This window comes from Cupriavidus sp. U2 (assembly GCF_009663685.2).
GTDB lineage: Bacteria > Pseudomonadota > Gammaproteobacteria > Burkholderiales > Burkholderiaceae > Cupriavidus > Cupriavidus necator_C.
Map to the genome: position 1 here is coordinate 1 of NZ_RCOG02000011.1, position 18055 is coordinate 18055.

At 67.6% G+C, this 18055-nt stretch carries 13 protein-coding genes and 1 pseudogene; 4 read left to right on the forward strand and 10 right to left on the reverse strand.

The window, feature by feature from the left end; translation table 11 throughout:
- Positions 1–292: 292 nt before the first annotated feature.
- The 4 genes from D9X30_RS08990 to argH all read right to left on the reverse strand — a co-directional run bounded on the left by D9X30_RS08990 (position 293) and on the right by argH (position 4746).
- A complete protein-coding gene (locus D9X30_RS08990; protein WP_153949457.1) occupies positions 293–1114 on the reverse strand; it encodes an ABC transporter permease in 822 nt (273 codons plus the stop codon).
- Positions 1111–2043, reverse strand: a complete 933-nt coding sequence (locus tag D9X30_RS08995) for an ABC transporter ATP-binding protein (RefSeq protein ID WP_153949458.1) — start codon at positions 2041–2043, stop codon at positions 1111–1113. The genes D9X30_RS08990 and D9X30_RS08995 overlap by 4 nt, the downstream gene beginning before the upstream one ends.
- Before the next feature lie 10 nt (positions 2044–2053).
- Positions 2054–3106, reverse strand: coding sequence for an ABC transporter substrate-binding protein (locus D9X30_RS09000; protein ID WP_153949459.1), 1053 nt, complete (start codon positions 3104–3106; stop codon positions 2054–2056).
- A gap of 137 nt (positions 3107–3243) precedes the next feature.
- The gene (gene argH / locus D9X30_RS09005; protein ID WP_153949460.1) at positions 3244–4746 is read right to left on the reverse strand and encodes an argininosuccinate lyase; all 1503 of its coding nucleotides are present in this window, start codon (positions 4744–4746) and stop codon (positions 3244–3246) included.
- A 137-nt stretch (positions 4747–4883) separates the two neighbouring features.
- On the opposite strand from argH, the gene D9X30_RS09010 reads away from it, so the two are divergent.
- Entirely contained in the window at positions 4884–5759 is an 876-nt protein-coding gene (locus D9X30_RS09010; protein WP_153949461.1) for a LysR family transcriptional regulator, read from the forward strand.
- Positions 5760–5784: 25 nt separating this feature from the next.
- On the opposite strand, the gene D9X30_RS09015 is transcribed toward D9X30_RS09010, so the two are convergent.
- Positions 5785–6426, reverse strand: coding sequence for an FMN-binding negative transcriptional regulator (locus tag D9X30_RS09015; RefSeq protein ID WP_153949462.1), 642 nt, complete (start codon positions 6424–6426; stop codon positions 5785–5787).
- Positions 6427–6560: 134 nt separating this feature from the next.
- On the opposite strand from D9X30_RS09015, the gene pdxR reads away from it, so the two are divergent.
- Positions 6561–8045, forward strand: coding sequence for a MocR-like pyridoxine biosynthesis transcription factor PdxR (pdxR, locus tag D9X30_RS09020; protein ID WP_153949463.1), 1485 nt, complete (start codon positions 6561–6563; stop codon positions 8043–8045).
- Here the strand turns inward: pdxR and D9X30_RS09025 are convergent, their stop codons facing one another.
- Complete coding sequence (locus D9X30_RS09025; protein WP_153949464.1) at positions 8046–9041, reverse strand: LacI family DNA-binding transcriptional regulator; 996 nt, start codon at positions 9039–9041, stop codon at positions 8046–8048.
- Between the two features lie 305 nt (positions 9042–9346).
- Here D9X30_RS09025 and D9X30_RS09030 point away from each other — a divergent pair, with 305 nt between their 5' ends.
- The gene (locus D9X30_RS09030; protein ID WP_153949465.1) at positions 9347–10486 is read left to right on the forward strand and encodes an L-talarate/galactarate dehydratase; all 1140 of its coding nucleotides are present in this window, start codon (positions 9347–9349) and stop codon (positions 10484–10486) included.
- A 79-nt stretch (positions 10487–10565) separates the two neighbouring features.
- Entirely contained in the window at positions 10566–11522 is a 957-nt protein-coding gene (locus D9X30_RS09035) for a Bug family tripartite tricarboxylate transporter substrate binding protein (RefSeq protein WP_194946581.1), read from the forward strand.
- A 114-nt stretch (positions 11523–11636) separates the two neighbouring features.
- Here the strand turns inward: D9X30_RS09035 and D9X30_RS09040 are convergent, their stop codons facing one another.
- From D9X30_RS09040 to D9X30_RS09055, 4 genes and pseudogenes are all read right to left on the reverse strand, one after another.
- On the reverse strand, positions 11637–12632 hold the full coding sequence (locus D9X30_RS09040; protein ID WP_153949467.1) for a DUF58 domain-containing protein: 996 nt from the start codon (positions 12630–12632) through the stop codon (positions 11637–11639).
- A gap of 37 nt (positions 12633–12669) precedes the next feature.
- A complete protein-coding gene (locus D9X30_RS09045; RefSeq protein WP_153949468.1) occupies positions 12670–13656 on the reverse strand; it encodes an AAA family ATPase in 987 nt (328 codons plus the stop codon).
- Positions 13653–16226 (reverse strand): spermidine synthase, encoded by a 2574-nt coding sequence (locus D9X30_RS09050; RefSeq protein ID WP_502799620.1) that lies wholly within the window; start codon positions 16224–16226, stop codon positions 13653–13655. The genes D9X30_RS09045 and D9X30_RS09050 overlap by 4 nt, the downstream gene beginning before the upstream one ends.
- A gap of 29 nt (positions 16227–16255) precedes the next feature.
- Positions 16256–18045: pseudogene (locus D9X30_RS09055) on the reverse strand (arylsulfatase).
- Positions 18046–18055 lie beyond the last annotated feature (10 nt).

Below are 18055 nucleotides of genomic sequence, written 5' to 3' on the forward strand. Positions count from 1 at the left end.
GCCAGTTGATGGCGCAGGCGGCCGCCAGTTGATGGCGCAGGCGGCCTGGGCGCGCGAACTCGATCCGGATCGCCTGAGCTTCATGCACGCCGTGCGCGTGATCAAGCGCAAGATGCCGCAAGCTGCGGCCGTTTCCCCCTGAGCGTTTGCCTGCCTGGCGCGAGGCCCTGCTGGCCGAGATCGCGCGCGGGCGCTGCGTGAGCAGTCGTGGGCGCCTGAACCCGCGCGGCGTCAAGCGCAAGATGAGCAACTTCAATGTTCGGCATCGCGGCGCAGCGCTCCATTTGCGGCATCAGCCAGTGCCGGTGCTTCGTATCTGAACAGTATTTCCATTAAGCGTCAACCCCTTGCGCCAGCGCGTGAGCCGCCGTTCCACCACGGCCAGCACATAGTTGAGCGTCAGGCCCAGCAACGCCAGCAGCAGGATGCCCGCGTACATCGTCGGAATCTGGAAGACTTCCTGCGAGTTCAGCGTCAGGAAGCCCAGCCCCGAATGCGCGCCGATCATCTCGGCCGCCACCAGCGCCGTGATGCAATAGGTGCCCGCCAGCCGTACGCCAGTAAAGATCGACGGCGAAGCCGCCGGCAGCACTACCTTGCGGAACACGAACAGGCGGTTGGCGCCCATCGAGCGGGCCGAATCGATCAGCAGCCGGTCCACCTGCTTGACCCCGCTGATCGTGCTCAGCAGCACCGGCCAGAACGACGCCCAGAAGATGATGGCCACCTTGGACGTCTCGCCAATGCCCAGGAACAGGATGAACACCGGGAACAACGCAAAGGCCGAGGTCTGGCGGAACAATTGCAGAATGGGATCGACAATGGCCTCGAAGCGGCTGAACCACCCCATCAGCAGGCCCAGCACCACGCCCAGCCCGATGGCGGACAGCAGCCCGTACAGCGACCGCTGCAGGCTCGCGAACAGGTGCTTGAACAGCGCGCCGCTGCTGACCAGATCCCAGATCGTGACGATGATCTGGGATGGCGGGCTCAGGTAGGCATCGCTGACGATATGCAGGCGTGGCACCAGTTCCCAGATCAGCAGGAAGGCAACGATGCCCAGCAGGCCAAGCGCCCGGTCGCCCAGCCGGGAAAGCGAAGCGGCGCGGCTCATGATGCCGCCTTTGCCACGGGCGGCGCCACGGTCCCAACGGCCTTCTGCCCGGTCTCCACGGCCTGCCCGACAGGCGCGCGCTCGCCCTGCAGGCGTTCGCCGGGGTTGGCCGTGGCGCCCAGCGGGCGCGGCACGGCGGCCGGGTTGGCCATCTGCACTTCGTCCTTGAGGATGTCCCACGCCTGCTGGCGCAGCCGGACGAACGCCTCGGAATTGCGCACCTCGGCGGCGCGCGGGCGCGGCAATGGCACGTCGATGATCTGCTTGATGGTGCCCGGGCGCCGGGTCATCACGGCAATCCGGTCGGACAGGAAGATGGCCTCGTCCAGGCTGTGCGTGATGAACACGATGGTCTTGCGCCGCTGCTCCCAGATGCGCAGCAGTTCGCCCTGCAGGATTTCGCGGGTCTGCGCGTCGAGCGCGGCAAACGGTTCGTCCATCAGCAGCACTTCGGGCTGATAGGCCAGCGACCGGGCAATGGCCACCCGCTGCTTCATGCCCCCCGAGATCTCGTGCGGATAACGCTGGCCAAAGCCGGTCAGCCCCACCAGTTCCAGGTATTCCTCGGCAATCACGCGGCGCTTCGCCTTCGGCACGCCGCGAATCTCCAGGCCGACCTCGATGTTCTGCAGCACGGTGCGCCACGGGAACAGCGCATAGCCCTGGAACACCACGCCTTGCGCGGGGTGAATGCCGCGCAGCGGCTGGCCGTCGATGGCGATGTCGCCGCCCGTGCGTTCGGTCAGCCCGGCCAGGATGCTCAGAAAGGTGGACTTGCCGCACCCTGACGGCCCCAGGATGGAAATAAACTCGCCCTCGCGGATATCGAGGTCGAAGTCGCGCAGCACGGCCACGTTGTCGGCGCGGCCCGCTTCATTGCGCACGGCATAGTCCATCTTGACACCGCGCGCCACGATCTTGTGGCTCATGGGGTCGGTCCTATGCCTTGGCGAACGGGTTGAAATCGTTCGTGTAGATGTCGCGGGCGGCCACCTTGCCCCGGCTCAGCTTGCCCTCGGCCTCCAGCACGTCGATGTAGTACTGGATCGGCGGCTCGGTGACCACGAGGTTGTCCACGTAGGCGTAACGGTCAACGAATTCCAGCTGCAGGTTGATGCGCTTGGACACCAGCTTGCGCGCCTCTTCCGGGTTGGCGTTGACCCAGTTGGCGGCCTTGGCCAGCGCGGTCACCACGTCCCGCACGTTTTCCGGGTGCTCGCGCAGGAACTTGCCATGCACGCTGTACGGCTGCATGCCGCCCAGGCCGCCATCGAGGTCGAAATCGCTCCACAGCCGCGTGAGCTTGTCGGCATGGTCGGCGCGGCCCGAGAACGGCGCGTGGATGATGGCCAGGTCGGTATTGCCGGTGACCAGCGTCTGCTCGGCCTGGTCGTCCGGAATCACCACGAAGTTGATCCTGTTGACGTCCACACCCTTCTGGCGCAGGAAGGTCTTGGTCACGAACTCGGCGCAGGCGCCGAAGCTGTTGATCCCGATGGTCTTGCCTTCCAGGTCCTTCGGCGCGCGGATACCCGAGTCCTTGCGCACGAAGTACTTCATGTGCGGGGCGTCCTGCAGCGTCTTGTTGCCCGCCGCCACGATCTTGAGGTCGGCCCCGGCCGCCACGGCCGAGATCACCAGCGGCACCATGCGCGAGCCGAAATCGATCTCGCCGGTGCCGGTCAGCGGAATGATCTGCGGCGCGGCCACCTTGCCGATGTAGTTCGGCCGCGTATTGGTCCCCTCGAAGTAGCCCAGCTGGTCGGCCAGGTAGACCAGGTCGAAGGTGGGGTTGTCCGGATACTTGAAGCTGACCTTGTCGCCGGCCTTGCCGATGACGGCCGGTGCGGCCGGCGCGGCGGTGCTGGCCGCCGAATCGCCCTTCGAGCACGCGGCCAGCAGCGGACCCATGCTGCCGGCCAGTGCCAGCGATGCCAGTTGCTTGAGCGCGCCACGGCGGCCGGGCGCGCGAGAGAAAAGTTCGGAGGCCATATTGTTGTGTGATGAGTGCAGTTCCCTTCGCAGTATTGCGAAGCGGCGCGCTCACGCACAACGAAGACTTTTGTCTATCGATATCGGTTAAATCGGCTAGCCGATTGCTGGGTAGAACCGTCGGTGATGTGGCATGGTTATCGGCTGGCGAGCTGTTCGACCGCGCGCTTCATCGTGGCGCGATTCGTCCCCACGGTGTCGCGCAGCGTGTCGATGGCATGGCGGTCCTGTGCCAGCGTGGCGAGCTGGGCGTCGACCTGATCACGTACAAGGGTTGGCGCGGGGCCACCGGCGGCCATGCGCGCGGCCACGCCTTGCACGGGGTCCAGGCAGCGCGCCACGGATGCGGCATCCAGTGCCAGCGCACGGCCGGTGTGATGCGCGGCCGCCCGGTTGACCATGTCGCTGTCGATTTCGCAGGCCGGGATGTGCCGGTCCAGCGCCTCGCGTACCACCGCGCCCACCACGTGATGGGCTTCGCGGAACGACATGCCGGCGTCGCGCACCAGCATGTCGGCCAGGTCGGTGGCCGAAGAGAAGTCGCGCCGGGCGCGGGCCAGCATGCTGGCGCGCTGTGGCGTGGCGTTTTCCAGCACCAGCCGGAGCAGGCTGGCGCAGCGCAGCGCCTCGTCCGTGGCTTCCCAGAAGCCGCGCATGCTTTCGCGGTTGCCGTCGCCGCTGTGCGTGAAATGGCTGCCCTTCAGCGCGGCCAGCGACGCGGTCAGCAGGCCGATCATGTGCCCGCCCTTGCCCTTCAGGTATTCCAGCACGACCGGGTTCTTCTTCTGCGGCATGATGCTGGACGTGCCGGCCACGCTGTCCGGAAAGTCGATCAGGCCGAACTCCGGCGTCGCCCAGATGTACAGGTCCTGCGCCACGCGGCCCCAGGTGACGGTGGCAATCGTGATGGCGGAAAGGATCTCCCAGGCAAAGTCGCGCGAGGCTACCGCGTCGAGCGAATTGGGGACGTAAGTGGAAAAGCCCAGCCAACGCGCCGTGGCGGCCCGATCGATCGGGAATGCCGTGCCTGCCAGCGCGCCCGCGCCCAGCGGGCAGGCGTCCAGGCCTTCCAGCGCATGGCGCAACCGGCCGATGTCGCGACCCATCGCCTGTGCCACGCCGCACAGGTAGTAGCCATAGGTGATCGGCTGCGCGGCCTGCAGGTGCGTATAGCCCGGCATCACCGCATCGGCGTGGGCGGCGGCTTGCTGCAGCACCACGGCGCGCGTATCGGCCAGCGTGGTCAGAAGCGCCAGCATGGTATCGCGGGCGCGCAGCCTGTCGTGCGTGGCGAGGATGTCGTTGCGGCTGCGCGCCACATGCAGACGGCCGCCGGCATCGGCGCCAGCCACGGCCATCAGGCGAGTCTCGTAGTTGAAATAGGCGTCTTCGCGCTCGGGGTCCAGCGGCACGGCGGCCGGGCCTTCCGCCTCGATCTGGCGCAGCGCCCGCGCCAGCGTGCCGGCCACGTCGGCCGGAATCAGACCGGCGTCATGCAGCATCAGCAGGTGCGCCTGGTTGATGTCGGTGAGATAGCGGAAGCCAGGGCCGAATTCACGATGCAGCCGCGGCAGGTAGATGTGCTCGCAGACTTCGGGGGCGGTGGCTTGCGTCAGGCGGCGGCTGACCTTCGATTCCATGCAACTTTCTCCTCGTTGTTGGAGGCCAGTATGGGAATCGGCTCGTCATATCGTCAAATCAGACGTTTTATCATCGCCATGCGGATTTGATATACCATCGGCGCACCTTCGCAGCCTGTCGCACCCACGCCTGTCACATGAATTTCAAGCAGATCGAAGCCTTTCGTGCCGTGATGTTGTCCGGCTCGATGACCGCTGCGGCCACGCAGTTGCATACGTCGCAGCCCAATATCAGCCGGGTGATCGCCCAACTGGAAAAGGCTTGTGGCTTCCGGCTCTTCACGCGGATTGCCGGGCGCCTGACGCCCACCGTGGAGGCCGATGCGATGTTCCGCGACGTCGAGCGCGCCTTTGTCGGCCTGGACAGCCTGCAGGCGTCCGCGCGCTCGATCCGCGAGGCGGGCGTCGGCACGCTGCGCGTGGGCACGGTGCCGTCGATCGCCATGACGGTGATGCCCCCGGCGATCGCCCGCTTCCGCAGCCGGTATCCCGACGTGCCGATCGCCGTGCACACGAGCGATTCGCCGACCGTGGCCAAATGGACGGCGGCGCGCTTCTGCGACGTGGGCCTGGTGTCTTACCTGGTGGAAATGGCGGGTATCCAAAGCGATCCGCTGCACCGCGAGGCCGGCGTCTGCATCGTGCCGGCCGCGCACAGTCTGGCGAAAAAACGACGTGTGCGTGCCGACGATCTGGCAGGCGAGCCGTTCATCTCGCTGACGCGCGGCGACGGCACCCGCGCCATCGTCGATGCCGCGTTTATCCCGGATCGGCGCGTGCTCACGCTGGAAACACCGTACGCCGCCACCATCTGCACGATGGTGGAAATGGGCCTTGGGGTCAGCGTGGTCAACCCGCTGGTGGTGCGCACGCTGCGGTTCCCGGGCCTGAAGGCGCTGCCATTCGAACCGGCCATCGAGTTCGAGAGCTTCGTGCTGATCAACCCCCAGCACCCCGTGCCCGCGCTGGCACAGGCGCTCCTGGGGTGTGTACGCGAGGTGATGCGGGGGTAAGGCTCAAGGTCCGGGGGGACGCACCTCAACCGCGCTCCTTCTCCACCGCCCGGTCCAGCATCGCCTGCCCGATCACGGTATTGCCCTGGGTCATCAGCGCCTCGCCGGGGCCGCGGATATCGCGTGCGTCCTTGTGCTGACCCAGCTTCAGCTTGCCCTGCAGGCGGGTAATCTCGATTTCGATGCCGACGATGGACTTGAGCAGCGTGTCGATGAAATCGGCGGGCGCGTCGGACATCTTCCAGGGCCGCGGCTGGCTGGCCTCGTGGTGGCGCGTGAGCCGGGCCACCACGCCGCGCACGTATCGTTCGTCGTCATGCACGGTAATGCGCCCATGGGCGTGCACCACCTGGTAGTTCCAGGTTGGCACCTGCTTGTGGGCTTCGTGCTTGCTGGGGTACCAGTTCGGCGAGATATAGGCGTCGCCGGCGCGGAACACCACCAGCACTTCGTCGCCGTTGGCGACGTCCTGCCAGACCGGATTGGCGCGGGCCACGTGCGCCTTGAGCATGCCCGATTCGCCCTGGTCCGGGTCGATTTCGAACGGGATATGGTTGGCATCCATGCCGCTGCGCCCGTGGGTGAACAGCGTGCCGAACGGGTTGGCGCCGATCAGCGCGTGCATGGCCTGCTGGTCGGCCAGTTCGAAATGGGCGGGGACGTACATGACTGCTCCGGCGTGGTGTTTTGGGGGACGTTGAAGCCGTATTCTGGCCACAAACTGGAGTAGAGTGTAGGGCCAGTTTGTGCCGATTTCATCGGACCACTTTCCGCTCCCACTCCCTCGCCCTTCTGCCCGTCATGCCCAGAACCGCACAGGTGCCCGAGATTCCGTTCATTGGCGTGCTAGACCGCGCTGCGGGGCCGCTTGGCCGCCAGTTGGTGCAGGCGCTGCGCGACGCCGTCGCGCATGGCGACCTCAAGCCTGGCGAATCGCTGCCGTCCACGCGCGCGCTGGCCGAGGCGCTGAAGGTGTCGCGCGGCACCGTGGTCGAGGCGTTCGAGCAACTGGTTGCCGAGGGCGTGTTCACCGCACAGCACGGCGCCGGCACGCGTGTGGCCGCGCTGGCGCCTGCGCCGCTGACGCGGCGGCGGGCGCGCGAGGGCATCGTGCTGCCCCCTGCCGCACAGAAGTTTGCTGCCATCGCCAGGGAATTCACCGCCCTGCCGCAGGTGCCATTCGCGGTGTCGGTGCCGGCCGGCGCCGCCGCGCCGAATGAAGACTGGCGCCGGCTTGGCAACCGTTTGCGCGCCGGTGGTAGCGCCGCGCCGGCCGGCTATGGCGAACCCCAGGGCGCGCTGCCATTGCGCGAGGCGATTGCCGATTACCTGCGCCGCTCGCGCTCGGTGCATTGCGACGCCAGCCAGGTCGTGATCACCACCGGGACGCAGCAGGGGCTGTTCCTGTCTTGCCAGGTACTGCTCGATCCCGCCGATGCCGTATGGGCCGAGAATCCGGCTTATCGTGGTATCACCGCCATTCTGGAAAGCATCGGGCCGCGCGAGCGCATCGTGCGCGTGCCGGTGGACGCCGAAGGCATCGACGTCGAAGCCGGCATCGCACTGGCTCCGCAGGCGCGCGCCGCGTTTGTCACGCCGTCGCACCAGTATCCGCTGGGCATGCCGCTGGGCATGGCGCGCCGCAAGGCCCTGCTGGCCTGGGCCAACCGGCAGCAGGCGTGGGTCGTGGAGGACGATTACGACAGCGAACTGCGCTACGCCGGCCACCCGTTTCCGTCGCTGCAGGGTCTGGCGCCGGAGCGCGTGGTCTATCTGGGCACGTTCAGCAAGATCCTCTATCCGTCGCTGCGGCTGGGGTATGCGGTGGTGCCCGAGCCGCTGGTCGACGCCTATATCGGCGCACGGGTGTTGATGGACCGGCATCCGCCCACGGCAGACCAGCATGTGCTGGCTGCCTTTATCGCCGAAGGCCATCTCGACCGCCATATCCGCCGCGTACGCGGCGTGCATGCCGAGCGGCGAGCATTCGTGATCCGGACCTTCGAACGGGAGATTCCCGCCGATCTGGCATGGCTTCAGCCGTCTGACCAGGGCATGCACCTTGTGCTGTGGCTGGCGCCTGGCATCAATGACCGGGAGGTGGTCCGGCGCGCCGCCGAGGCCGGCGTAGCGGTACGCGCGGTGTCGCCTACGTACGCCGCCGACAAGCCCCCTGCGGGGCTGATACTGGGCTTTGGTGGATTCGGCGATCTGGAAATCGAGCAAGCGGCGCGGCGGCTGGCGGGGGTGATTGGCAGCGCGGCCATCCGTGCTGAACCACGCTAATCAAGTCGTTCCCCGCTCCACAATCCTGAACCCCAGATCGACCACCGGCTCTGCCACCGTTTCGCCCCGGCAGCGTGCCAGCAGCAGGCCGGCGGCCAGCGTGCCGATGCCGGCGCCATCGATCTGAACCGTGGTCAGCCGCGGGGCCATGTCCGCCGCGAAGTCGGCGTCGCCGAAGCCGCAGACCGCAAGATCGTCGGGGATGCGCAGGCCACGCGCCCGGGCCTCTTCGACGACGCCCTGGGCCAGTTGGTCAGAGCTGCAGAAGATCGCCTCGATGGCCGGGTCCTGTGCCAGCAGGCTGCGCAGGGCCTGGCGTCCCAGGCCCAGGCTGCTGGGCGCGGGCACGCGCGCGGTCGGCACATCGTGGCCCAACGTCGAAATAAAACCCTCGCGGCGCACGGCTGCGCGCTGGTCGTCGCCTGTAGCGATGCCGAAGCGTCGCCAACCCTTGGCCAGAAAGTAGCCGGCCACGGCGCTGCCGACCTTCAGGTGCGAGAACCCCACAGCCATGTCCACCGGCCGGTCGCTCAGATCCCAGGTTTCCACGACCGGAATGCCGGAGCGGCGCAGGCGGTCACGCGATGCCTGCGCGTGGACCAGCCCCGTCACCACGATGCCGTCGGGCCGGCGACTGATCATGGTGCCCAGCAGCGCTTCTTCGCGCCCATGGTCATAGCCGGTCTGCCCCAGGATCAACTGATAGCCGGCCGCATCCAGCGCGTCGGTCAGCGCCTTGACGGTGGGGAGGAACTGCGCGACCGCGATATTCGGCACCAGCGCCGCCACGGTCAGACTGCGACGAGATTTCAGGCCGCCAGCCAGCAGGTTCGGGATATAGCCGGTGTGCTCGACGGCCTGCTGCACACGGGCAATCGTCTTGGCGGAGACCAGCCCCGGATTGCTGAGCGCCCGCGATGCCGTGATCAGGGAAACCCCCGCCTCCCGCGCCACATCGTGCAGCGTGACGGACTTGCCGCCGGATAAATCGGACATGCCTGCTCGGATCAAGAGTTGGAAGTGCGGGTAAACGACGACGCCAGCTGCCGCCTCAATGGTTGACCGCCGCAAATGACAACGTTAGCATTCTTCTCACCCCGCTGTCTTGTGCAATATCCAGGTGAGGCGTGAAGACGAATTTTCGTCGCATATAGCAAGCAGTACCTTGTTGCGTAGATGGGCGTAATCTCATCGCGGGGCCAGCATTATAGCAACGCACATGGGCCGTATCCGGCCATTTTTTGACAACGATGTCATACGATGTCCGAAGACTCGGACGCTCGCTCAGGAAGCACCGCCTTATGACCGCCTCGCCCGCCTCTGACGTGATTACCGCCATCCGCCTGTCGTCCTGCTACCTGCCCCTGGCCACGCCGATCAGCGACGCCAAGGTGCTGACCGGCCGGCAGAAGCCGATGACTGAAGTCGCCATCCTGTTTGCCGAAATCCGCACCGCCAGCGGCCATGAAGGCCTGGGCTTCAGCTATGCCAAGCGCGCCGGCGGCCCCGGCCAGTTTGCGCATGCCCGGGAGATCGCCCCCACCTTGATTGGCGAGGATCCGAGCGACATCGCCAAGCTGTGGGACAAGCTCTGCTGGGCCGGCGCGTCGGTCGGCCGCAGTGGCCTGTCCACGCAGGCCATCGGCGCGTTCGACGTGGCGCTGTGGGATCTCAAGGCCAAACGTGCCGGGCTGTCGCTCGCCAAGCTGCTGGGCGCGCATCGCGATTCCGTCCGCTGCTACAACACGTCGGGCGGCTTCCTGCATACGCCGCTGGACCAACTGCTGGTCAACGCGGCCGCGTCGGTGGAGCGCGGCATCGGCGGCATCAAGCTCAAGGTCGGCCAGCCGGACGGCAAGATCGACATCCAGCGCGTGTCGGCCGTGCGCGAAGAACTGGGCGATGCCGTGCCCATCATGGTGGACGCCAACCAGCAATGGGACCGCCCCACCGCGCAGCGGATGTGCCGCACCTTCGAATCGTTCAATCTGGTGTGGATCGAGGAACCGCTCGACGCCTACGACCACGAAGGCCATGCCGCGCTGGCGCAGCAGTTCGACACGCCCATCGCCACCGGCGAGATGCTGACCAGCGCCGCCGAGCACTGGGACCTGATCCGTCACCGCGCCGCCGACTACCTGATGCCCGATGCCCCGCGTGTGGGCGGCATCACGCCGTTCCTGAAGGTCTGCGCGCTGGCCGAGCATGCCGGGCTGATGATCGCGCCCCACTTCGCGATGGAATTGCACGTGCATCTGGCCGCCGCGTATCCGCGCGAGCCGTGGGTCGAGCATTTCGACTGGCTCGAACCGCTGTTCAAAGAGCGGCTCGACATCGCGAACGGCCGCATCGTCGTCCCGACGCGCCCGGGCCTGGGGCTCACCGTCAGCGAACAGGCGCGGGCCTGGACGCGCGAGCACGCCGAATTCGGCGCCAGCTGATCCACGGTCCGCTGCCCGCGGTCGTCAGACACCATCACCACAAACATCCGTAAAACGGAAACACAAGGAGACAACGATGATGAAGAAAGCACTGGTAACGCTCCTGCTTGGGGTCACCATGGCGGCGGCCCACGCCGCCTGGCCAGAAAAGCCGGTGACGATGATCGTGCCGTTCCCGCCCGGCGGATCGACCGACAACATCGCGCGCATTCTGAGCGCCAAGTTCCAGCAGACGTTTGGCGGCAGCTTCGTGGTGGACAACCGCCCCGGCGCGGCCGGCATGATCGGCGCGGCGGCCGCCAGGCGCGCACCGGCCGACGGCTACACGCTGTTCGTGTCGTCGCTGGGCCCGTTCGTGATCGGACCGCATCTGACGAAGAACCCCGGCTATGACCCGACCAAGGACTTCGACTACATCAGCGTGGCCGTGCAGGCGCCCAACGTGCTGGCGGTGCCCGCCACTTCGCCGTACAAGTCGCTGCAGGACGTCATCCAATACGAAAAGGCCAACCCGAACAAGATGACCTTCGCGTCGGCGGGCAATGGCACCAGCGACCACCTGACCGCCGAACTGTTCTGGCAGCAGACCAACACCACGGGTCTGCACGTGCCGTACAAGGGCGGCGCGCCGGCGCTGAACGACCTGCTCGGCAGCCAGGTGGATGCCACGTTCATGAACATCAACACCGCCGTGCCGCACCTGAAGGCCGGCAAGCTGCGCGCGCTGGCCATCACCAGCAGCAAGCGGTCGCCGATCCTGCCCGACGTGCCGACCATGGAAGAGCTCGGCTACAAGGGTGTGACCGTGTATTCGTGGCAGGCCATTGCCGCGCCCAAGGGGCTGCCGGCCGATATCAAGGCCAAGCTCCACAGCGCGGTGGTCGCGGCGATGAACGATCCGGCCAACAAGCCAAAGCTGCTGGAACTGGGCTTCGAAGTCGTGGCCAATACGCCCGAGCAGTTCACGGCGTTCCAGGCGTCGGAATTCGCGCGCTGGAAGAAGGTGATCCAGGCCGGCAACATCACGGCCGACTAAGCCGCCCGCAGTGCCGCCGGGCCCGATTGCGGGCGATGTGCGGGCGCGGTAAATGGCATCGCCAGGGGGCGCCATCATGGCGCCCTTTATCATTTCCCGTGACAAGACGTTTCCCTACGGCGCGCCGGAGGCCCGCCCCAGCAGCCTGCGCAGCTGGGCGGCGGTGTCCTCGGCGGCCGACAACGGCAGCAGCGGCACGCCGATGGCCTTGTGCCAGTCCATCAGCGCGGCGCTGTGGCCATCGGCAAAGCTGCGCACGTTGCGCCGCAGCGCCTCATGGCCAAAACCCAGTTCCACCTGCAACTCGCCGTCGCTGACCACCAGTTGCCCCGACGCGGGCAGCTCCAGCAGGAACGGGTCGTAGACCAGCACGGACAGCACGTCGTTGCGCCCGCGCAGCGCCAGCATCAGGTGCCGCGTCTGGTCGTCGCCGCCATCGAAATCACTGATTACCAGGACGAGGTGGTCGTGGTGCGCCAGCCGCAGTGCCCGCTCCAGCGCGCCATTCAGCTGGGTGGCACCGCGCTGCGCCCGGGCATCGGCGCGCAGCCGCTGGTTGTGCCGGGCCAGGTCGCCCAGCAGATGCAGCACGCCGTGGCGGCTGCGCTGCGGCGCCATGCTGGTCTGGTCGGCGTCCCCGAATATCACGCCGCCCACGCGGTCGCCATCGGCCAGCACCCGCCACGCGGCCAGGGCCGCCGCCTCGGCCGCCGTCACCGATTTCATGGCTCGCCGGCTGCCAAAGAACATGTTCATGCGCTGATCCACCACCAGCAGCACCGGCCGCTCCTTTTCCTCGGCATACAGGCGCACGTGCGGCTTGCCGGTCCGCGCCGTGACGCGCCAGTCCATCGTCCGCACATCGTCGCCGGGCAGGTAAAGGCGCAGTTCCTCGAAGGCCAGGCCCCGGCCATGCACGCGCGACCCGTGCCGCCCCGACAGCAGGCTGTGCACGGGCTGCCGCGTGCGGAAATGGAAGTCCCGCACGCTGGCTTCCAGGGCGGCCAGCGCGGCAAGGTCCACGCTGACGCCGGGCACGGCCCGCGAGGCCGACGGCGTGGCGCGGGTGCTGGCCTGGGCGCGGGCGCGCGCGGCGATGTCGCGGGTCATGGCACGTGGCGCGGCGTGTGATGGCGCTGCGGCGTGGTCACGCCACCGCCACGCGTTCGAGCAGCCGGTCGATCACGGCGTCGGCGCCCACGGCCGCGGCGTGGGCTTCGTACGACAGGATCAGCCGATGGCGGAACACGTCGTGAACCACATCCTGCACGTCGTCGGGCGTCACGTGGTCACGGCCGCGCAGCCACGCGATGGCGCGGGCCACCTTGTCGAGCCCGATCGATCCTCTCGGGCTCACCCCGACCTGGATCCACCGTTTCAGGTCGTCGTCGAATCGCCCCGCATCCCGCGTGGCCTGTACCAGCGTCACGATGTAGCGTTCCACCGGCTCGCTGACCGTCACGCCGTGAATGGCCTGGCGGGCGGCAAAGATGGCCTCGGGGGACAGGCGCTGTTCGCCTGCCTGCCGCCCCTGCGGATTTGCCGTGCCGCCGTCGTCCTCTTCGGCGCGGGCCAGCCGGATGATCTCGGCCTCGGCATCGGCCTGCGGGTAGCCGACGCTCACGTGCATCAGAAAGCGGTCCATCTGCGCCTCGGGCAGCGGATACGTGCCTTCCTGCTCGATCGGGTTCTGGGTGGCCATGACAAGGAACAGCGGTTCGAGCCGGTGCGTCTTGCCGCCGACGGTCACCTGCCGTTCCTCCATGGCCTCCAGCAGGGCCGCCTGCACCTTGGCGGGCGAGCGGTTCACTTCATCGGCCAGCACCAGGTTGGCAAACAGCGGCCCCGGCTGAAAGCGGAACTCGCCCTTGCCGCCGTCGGTGACGTAGATGTCCGAGCCGGTGATATCGGCGGGTAGCAGGTCGGGTGTGAACTGCACGCGCGACAGCCGGGCGTCCAGATGCCGGGCCAGGCTCTTGATCGCCCGCGTCTTGGCCAGCCCCGGCAGCCCTTCCACAAGCAGGTGGCCATTGGCCAGCAGGCCCAGCAGCAGCCGCTCGATCATGCGTGCCTGGCCAACGATCGACTCGCCCATGCGTGCCTGAAGCTGCAGGATGTCGTCGCGCGCACTCATCGTGTCTCCTGATGATCCGGGCGTCCGCCGGTGAACCAGTTGTAGTAGGGGTTGTCGGGGTCCGCGCGCATCACCGTGCCGATATCGCGCATCCACTGCGCGCGGTCGCCGCGATAGGCATCGAGCCCGGCCGCGTAGAACGTATGCAGGGTGGCGCGCTCGCGGCGGATGTCCTGGTGCAGCGCGTCGCTGGCGCCCTGGAGCGGCGGATCGGCGCTCAGGTCGAGCAGTTCGCGCAGCACCGGCGGAAAGTCCTGCCGCCGCACCCACCCGGCGTATTCGATGCGCGGCCGGTCGTCGGTCACGGCTGGCGCATCGCCCGCAAACCAGTCCAGCCCCGCCCGATCGGTGACATAGGTGGCCAGAAGCGCCGCCGGCGATGCCACCCCCACCGCACGCAGCGCCGCCGACACCTGGGGCTGGCCAAAGCGTGATGCGATGGTGGCCGCATCCAGCGTCATCGGCTGCAGCGATCCCACCAGCAGCATTTCGTGCAGTTCGGTGGTCCACAGCGTGGCATGCGGAAAGACGTCGAGGAAGCTGCGCACCAGCGACCGGGTGTCGTCGCGATTCTGCGTCGGCAGCGGCAGCCACTGGGCCACGATGCCGCCTGTCTGCAGCCGCGCGGCGGCCAACTGGTAGAACTCGCGCGAATACAGGTTGACCACGCCGCTGGCCGACGGGGGCGGCGGCTCCAGCGTGATCAAGTCGTAGCGTTGCGTGCTCTGCAGCAGTTCGCGGCGGCCGTCGCGCAGGCGGATATCGACCTGCGGGCTGCGGCTGACGTCGAAGTTGCCCTGGAACCGGGGCACCGCGCGCACCACGGCGGGCAGCAGTTCCGCCACCACGCGCCGCTCAAGCCCTGGGTACTGCAGCGTGGCACCAGCCGTGATGCCGGTGCCCAGGCCGATCACCAGCGATGCCCGCGGCGTGCCGTTGTGGACGATCAGCGGCAGCAATGCCTGCAGGCGCATGTAGCGCAGCGACGTCATCGTGTCGCCCGAATTCGAGACGCCCTGGATGTAGAGCCGATGAAACCGCTGCGCGGCCCGGCCCTGCTCCACCACGGCCACGGTGGCGCCGCGGCTTTCTTCGTAAAACACCAGATCGCCCCCGCGCGTCCGGGCCAGCAGTGCGGCAAGCCGGTCGGCGGGCGTGGCCACGGCAACGATCAATGTGACGACGGCCAGCAGCGGGATGGCAAAGCGCGCGCGGCGTCCGGTGCCGTCGCCGAACGCCACCGCCAGAACGGCCACCAGCCCGCTGGCGCAGGCGAGCACGCCGAGCGTATGCATCACGCCCAGCGTGGGCACCAGCCACACGCCCGCCAGCACCGACCCCGCAATGCCGCCGAGTGTATTCAGCGCCAGTACGGCACCCACGCCCGACCCGGTGCGCGAAGGATCGACCGACAGGCGGACCACGTACGGGAAGGCGGCCCCCAGCAGCAGTGTCGGCACGAACACGATGCAAAGCGCCGCCACGGCAAAGCTGGCACACGTGGCCACCAGCAGGTTGCCAGTAGCGCCCAGCACGCGTTGCGACACCACCTGCTGTGCGGCGGGCAGCCATTCGCCCAGCCACGCGAATTCAACCAGCGCCACCAGCCCGGCGCCCACGACCAGCAGCGCGAACATGCCCCACGGGTCTTTCGCGCGGTCCACGCGGCGCGCCACGACAAGGCTGCCGATCATCAGGCCGGCCAGGTACGTTGCCAGCATCACGGCAAAGGCAAAGGCGCGCGTGCTCAGGAACTGGACGATGGCCTGCGACCAGACCACTTCGTAGCCCAGCGCAATCGCGCCGGCCAGCGCGTACAGCGTCAACGCCAGCACGCGCTGGCCCGATGCGCGTGGGGCGTTCGCCGGCGCGGCCGGTACATTGACAGGATCGGTCAAGGAACGGCCGAACCACCAGGCGCCCAGCGCGGCCAGCCCGTTGAGCGCGGCCGCCGCCAAGGCGCTGCCGGTGATGCCCAGCAGCGGAATCAGGACAAAGGCAGCCAGCAGCGTGCCGGCGATGGCGCCAGCGGTATTGGCCGCATAGAGCCGCCCGCCATTGGCACCCAGTGCCACACCGTCGCCGCGCAACGCGCGCATCAGCGCCGGCAATGTGCCACCCATGGCGATGGCGGGCAGCCCGACCAGTGCCAGCGGCAACACCCATGCGGCGGCCCCTGCCCGCACTTCGAGCCACGCGAATGGCGCGGCGGAACGGGCCAGCGCAAGCGTTGCCGCGACGCCGAGCACGGCGATGGCCAGTTCCAGCCACAGGTAGAGACGCCAGGCCGATGCCGTACGGTCCGCCAGCCGGCCCACGGCCCAGCCGCCCAGCGCCAGCCCGCCGAAGAATGCGCTCACGCCGATGGTGACCGCATGCACGTCCACGCCCACCACCAGCGACAGCTGCTTGATCCACAGCACCTGATAGACAAGACCGGCCACGCCGGACAGACTCAGCAACGCTGCGGCCTGCCGCAGTCCGGCACTGCCGCCGCGCGCCTGTGCTTGCGCCTGCGCTGCTGCGGAGCCGGAGGCCGACGGCCGGCGTGAGACGCGTTGACGCTTCACGCCGGGCTCCAGTTTGCGATGGGCTGCCGTCACTTCTTCTGCTGCGGTTGCTGGACCTTGGCCATCTGGTCGGCCACCTGGCGCTTGATCTTCTCGCTGGCCTGGTCGATCGTGAAGCTCGCCGGCAACTGGCTTGGCGGGTAATCGACGAAGGTCTGCAGGAAGTTGATCGCCCGGCGGTTACCCTCGATGAACAGGTATGGGTTCTGCGTTTCCAGGTCGAAGTACCGGTTGGTCGGCCCCGTGTCGGCGCGTTCGTACGGGTCCATGCGCAGGTTGAAGTACTTGGGCGCGCGCAGGCACGTGAACGGCTCCTTCCACACCATGAACGATCCGTTCTGCCGCTGCTCGCAGAACACGATCTTCCATGCGGTGGGCTGCGTCGCGCCCTGGGTCAGCACGTCATAGCGCATGGCCACCAGTTCGGCATCGTCATTGAAGTAGTAGAACTCGTTACGCGCGCTCTTGTCGGTCTGGCCCGTGAGCATCGGCAGCTGGTTGTAGCCGTCCAGGTGCACCTTGGCGCTCTTGCCGCCCAGGCTTGTGCCCTTCAGCAGGCGGTCCTTGACGTCGCCGTCGCCCGCCGCGGCCAGCAGCGTCGGGAACCAGTCGAGGCCGGACATCAGGCCGACCTGCCCGGCCATCGCACCATGGCCGGCACACGGAATGCGCCTTCCCAGTTCGAGTCCTTCTCGCTGCGGAACGGCGTATTGGCCGCATCGGGCCATGTGAAGAAGTTGGGACCGTTGTCGGTGGTAAAGACGACGAGCGTGTCGTTGGTGATGCCCGTGTCATCCAGCACCTTGAGCAGCTTGCCGACGTTCTGGTCCATTTCCCACATGCCGTCCGCGTACTCATGGCCGGCGCCGAGGCCGGCCTTGCCCTGGTATTCGGGTCGCACGTGCGTGAACAGGTGCATGCGCGTGAAGTTCATCCAGACGAAGAACGGCTGCTTGGCCTGCGCCTGCTTCTGGATGTAGTTGACGGCGGCCCCGGTGGTTTCGTCGTCGATCGTTTCCATGCGCTTGCGGTTCAGCGGGCCGGTGTCCTCGATCTTGCCGTCAGCCGTGCTGTGCAGCACGCCGCGCGGGTTGTAGAACTTGAGGAAGTCGGGATTGTCCTTCGGCCAGTAGGGGCGCTCGGGTTCTTCCTCGGCGTTCAGGTGGTACAGGTTGCCGAAGAATTCGTCGAAGCCATGCTTGGTGGGCAGGAAGCGGTCCTGGTCGCCCAGGTGGTTCTTGCCGAACTGCGCCGTGGCATAGCCCAGCGGCTTGAGCGCCTGCGCGATCGTGATGTCGCGGTCCTGCAGGCCCACTGGCGCGCCCGGCAGGCCCACTTTCGACAGGCCCGTGCGGAATACCGACTGCCCCGTGATGAACGTCGAGCGTCCTGCCGTGCAGCTGTTTTCGGCGTAGTAGTCGGTCATCATCATGCCCTCGCGGGCAATGCGGTCGATGTTCGGCGTCTTGTAGCCCACCACTCCATGGCTGAACGCGCTGACGTTGCCCAGCCCGACGTCATCGCCAAAGATCACCAGGATGTTTGGCTTGCCGCCGCGGCTGCCCTGCGCCACCGTGCCGCTGGCCGGCGCTGCCGCCACGGGTGACGCGCCGTTGGCGGCCGGGGCCGAGGCCACCGGCGCGGTTGGCGTGGTGGCCACGGGCGGTGGCGCGGCCGGTACCTGGGCGGCCGGGGCCGACGCAGCGCCAGGCGCCGCCTTGTTCTCGTCGGCCTTCTTGCAGCCGGCCACGGCCAGGATGGCGACAATCGCCGCGCTGGTGGCCAGCCTTGTCAGGCGCGTACCCGCTTCTGGTCTCATCGAAAGCTCC

Coding starts and splice junctions, on each gene's coding strand:
- D9X30_RS08995 (WP_153949458.1), bottom strand. CDS start 2,043: ATGAGCCACAAGATCGTGGCGCGCGGTGTCAAGATGGACTATGCCGTG.
- argH (WP_153949460.1), bottom strand. CDS start 4,746: ATGGAATCGAAGGTCAGCCGCCGCCTGACGCAAGCCACCGCCCCCGAA.
- D9X30_RS09015 (WP_153949462.1), bottom strand. CDS start 6,426: ATGTACGTCCCCGCCCATTTCGAACTGGCCGACCAGCAGGCCATGCAC.
- D9X30_RS08990 (WP_153949457.1), bottom strand. CDS start 1,114: ATGAGCCGCGCCGCTTCGCTTTCCCGGCTGGGCGACCGGGCGCTTGGC.
- D9X30_RS09040 (WP_153949467.1), bottom strand. CDS start 12,632: ATGACCCGCGACATCGCCGCGCGCGCCCGCGCCCAGGCCAGCACCCGC.
- D9X30_RS09035 (WP_194946581.1), top strand. CDS start 10,566: ATGAAGAAAGCACTGGTAACGCTCCTGCTTGGGGTCACCATGGCGGCG.
- D9X30_RS09025 (WP_153949464.1), bottom strand. CDS start 9,041: ATGTCCGATTTATCCGGCGGCAAGTCCGTCACGCTGCACGATGTGGCG.
- D9X30_RS09030 (WP_153949465.1), top strand. CDS start 9,347: ATGACCGCCTCGCCCGCCTCTGACGTGATTACCGCCATCCGCCTGTCG.
- D9X30_RS09045 (WP_153949468.1), bottom strand. CDS start 13,656: ATGAGTGCGCGCGACGACATCCTGCAGCTTCAGGCACGCATGGGCGAG.
- pdxR (WP_153949463.1), top strand. CDS start 6,561: ATGCCCAGAACCGCACAGGTGCCCGAGATTCCGTTCATTGGCGTGCTA.
- D9X30_RS09010 (WP_153949461.1), top strand. CDS start 4,884: ATGAATTTCAAGCAGATCGAAGCCTTTCGTGCCGTGATGTTGTCCGGC.
- D9X30_RS09000 (WP_153949459.1), bottom strand. CDS start 3,106: ATGGCCTCCGAACTTTTCTCTCGCGCGCCCGGCCGCCGTGGCGCGCTC.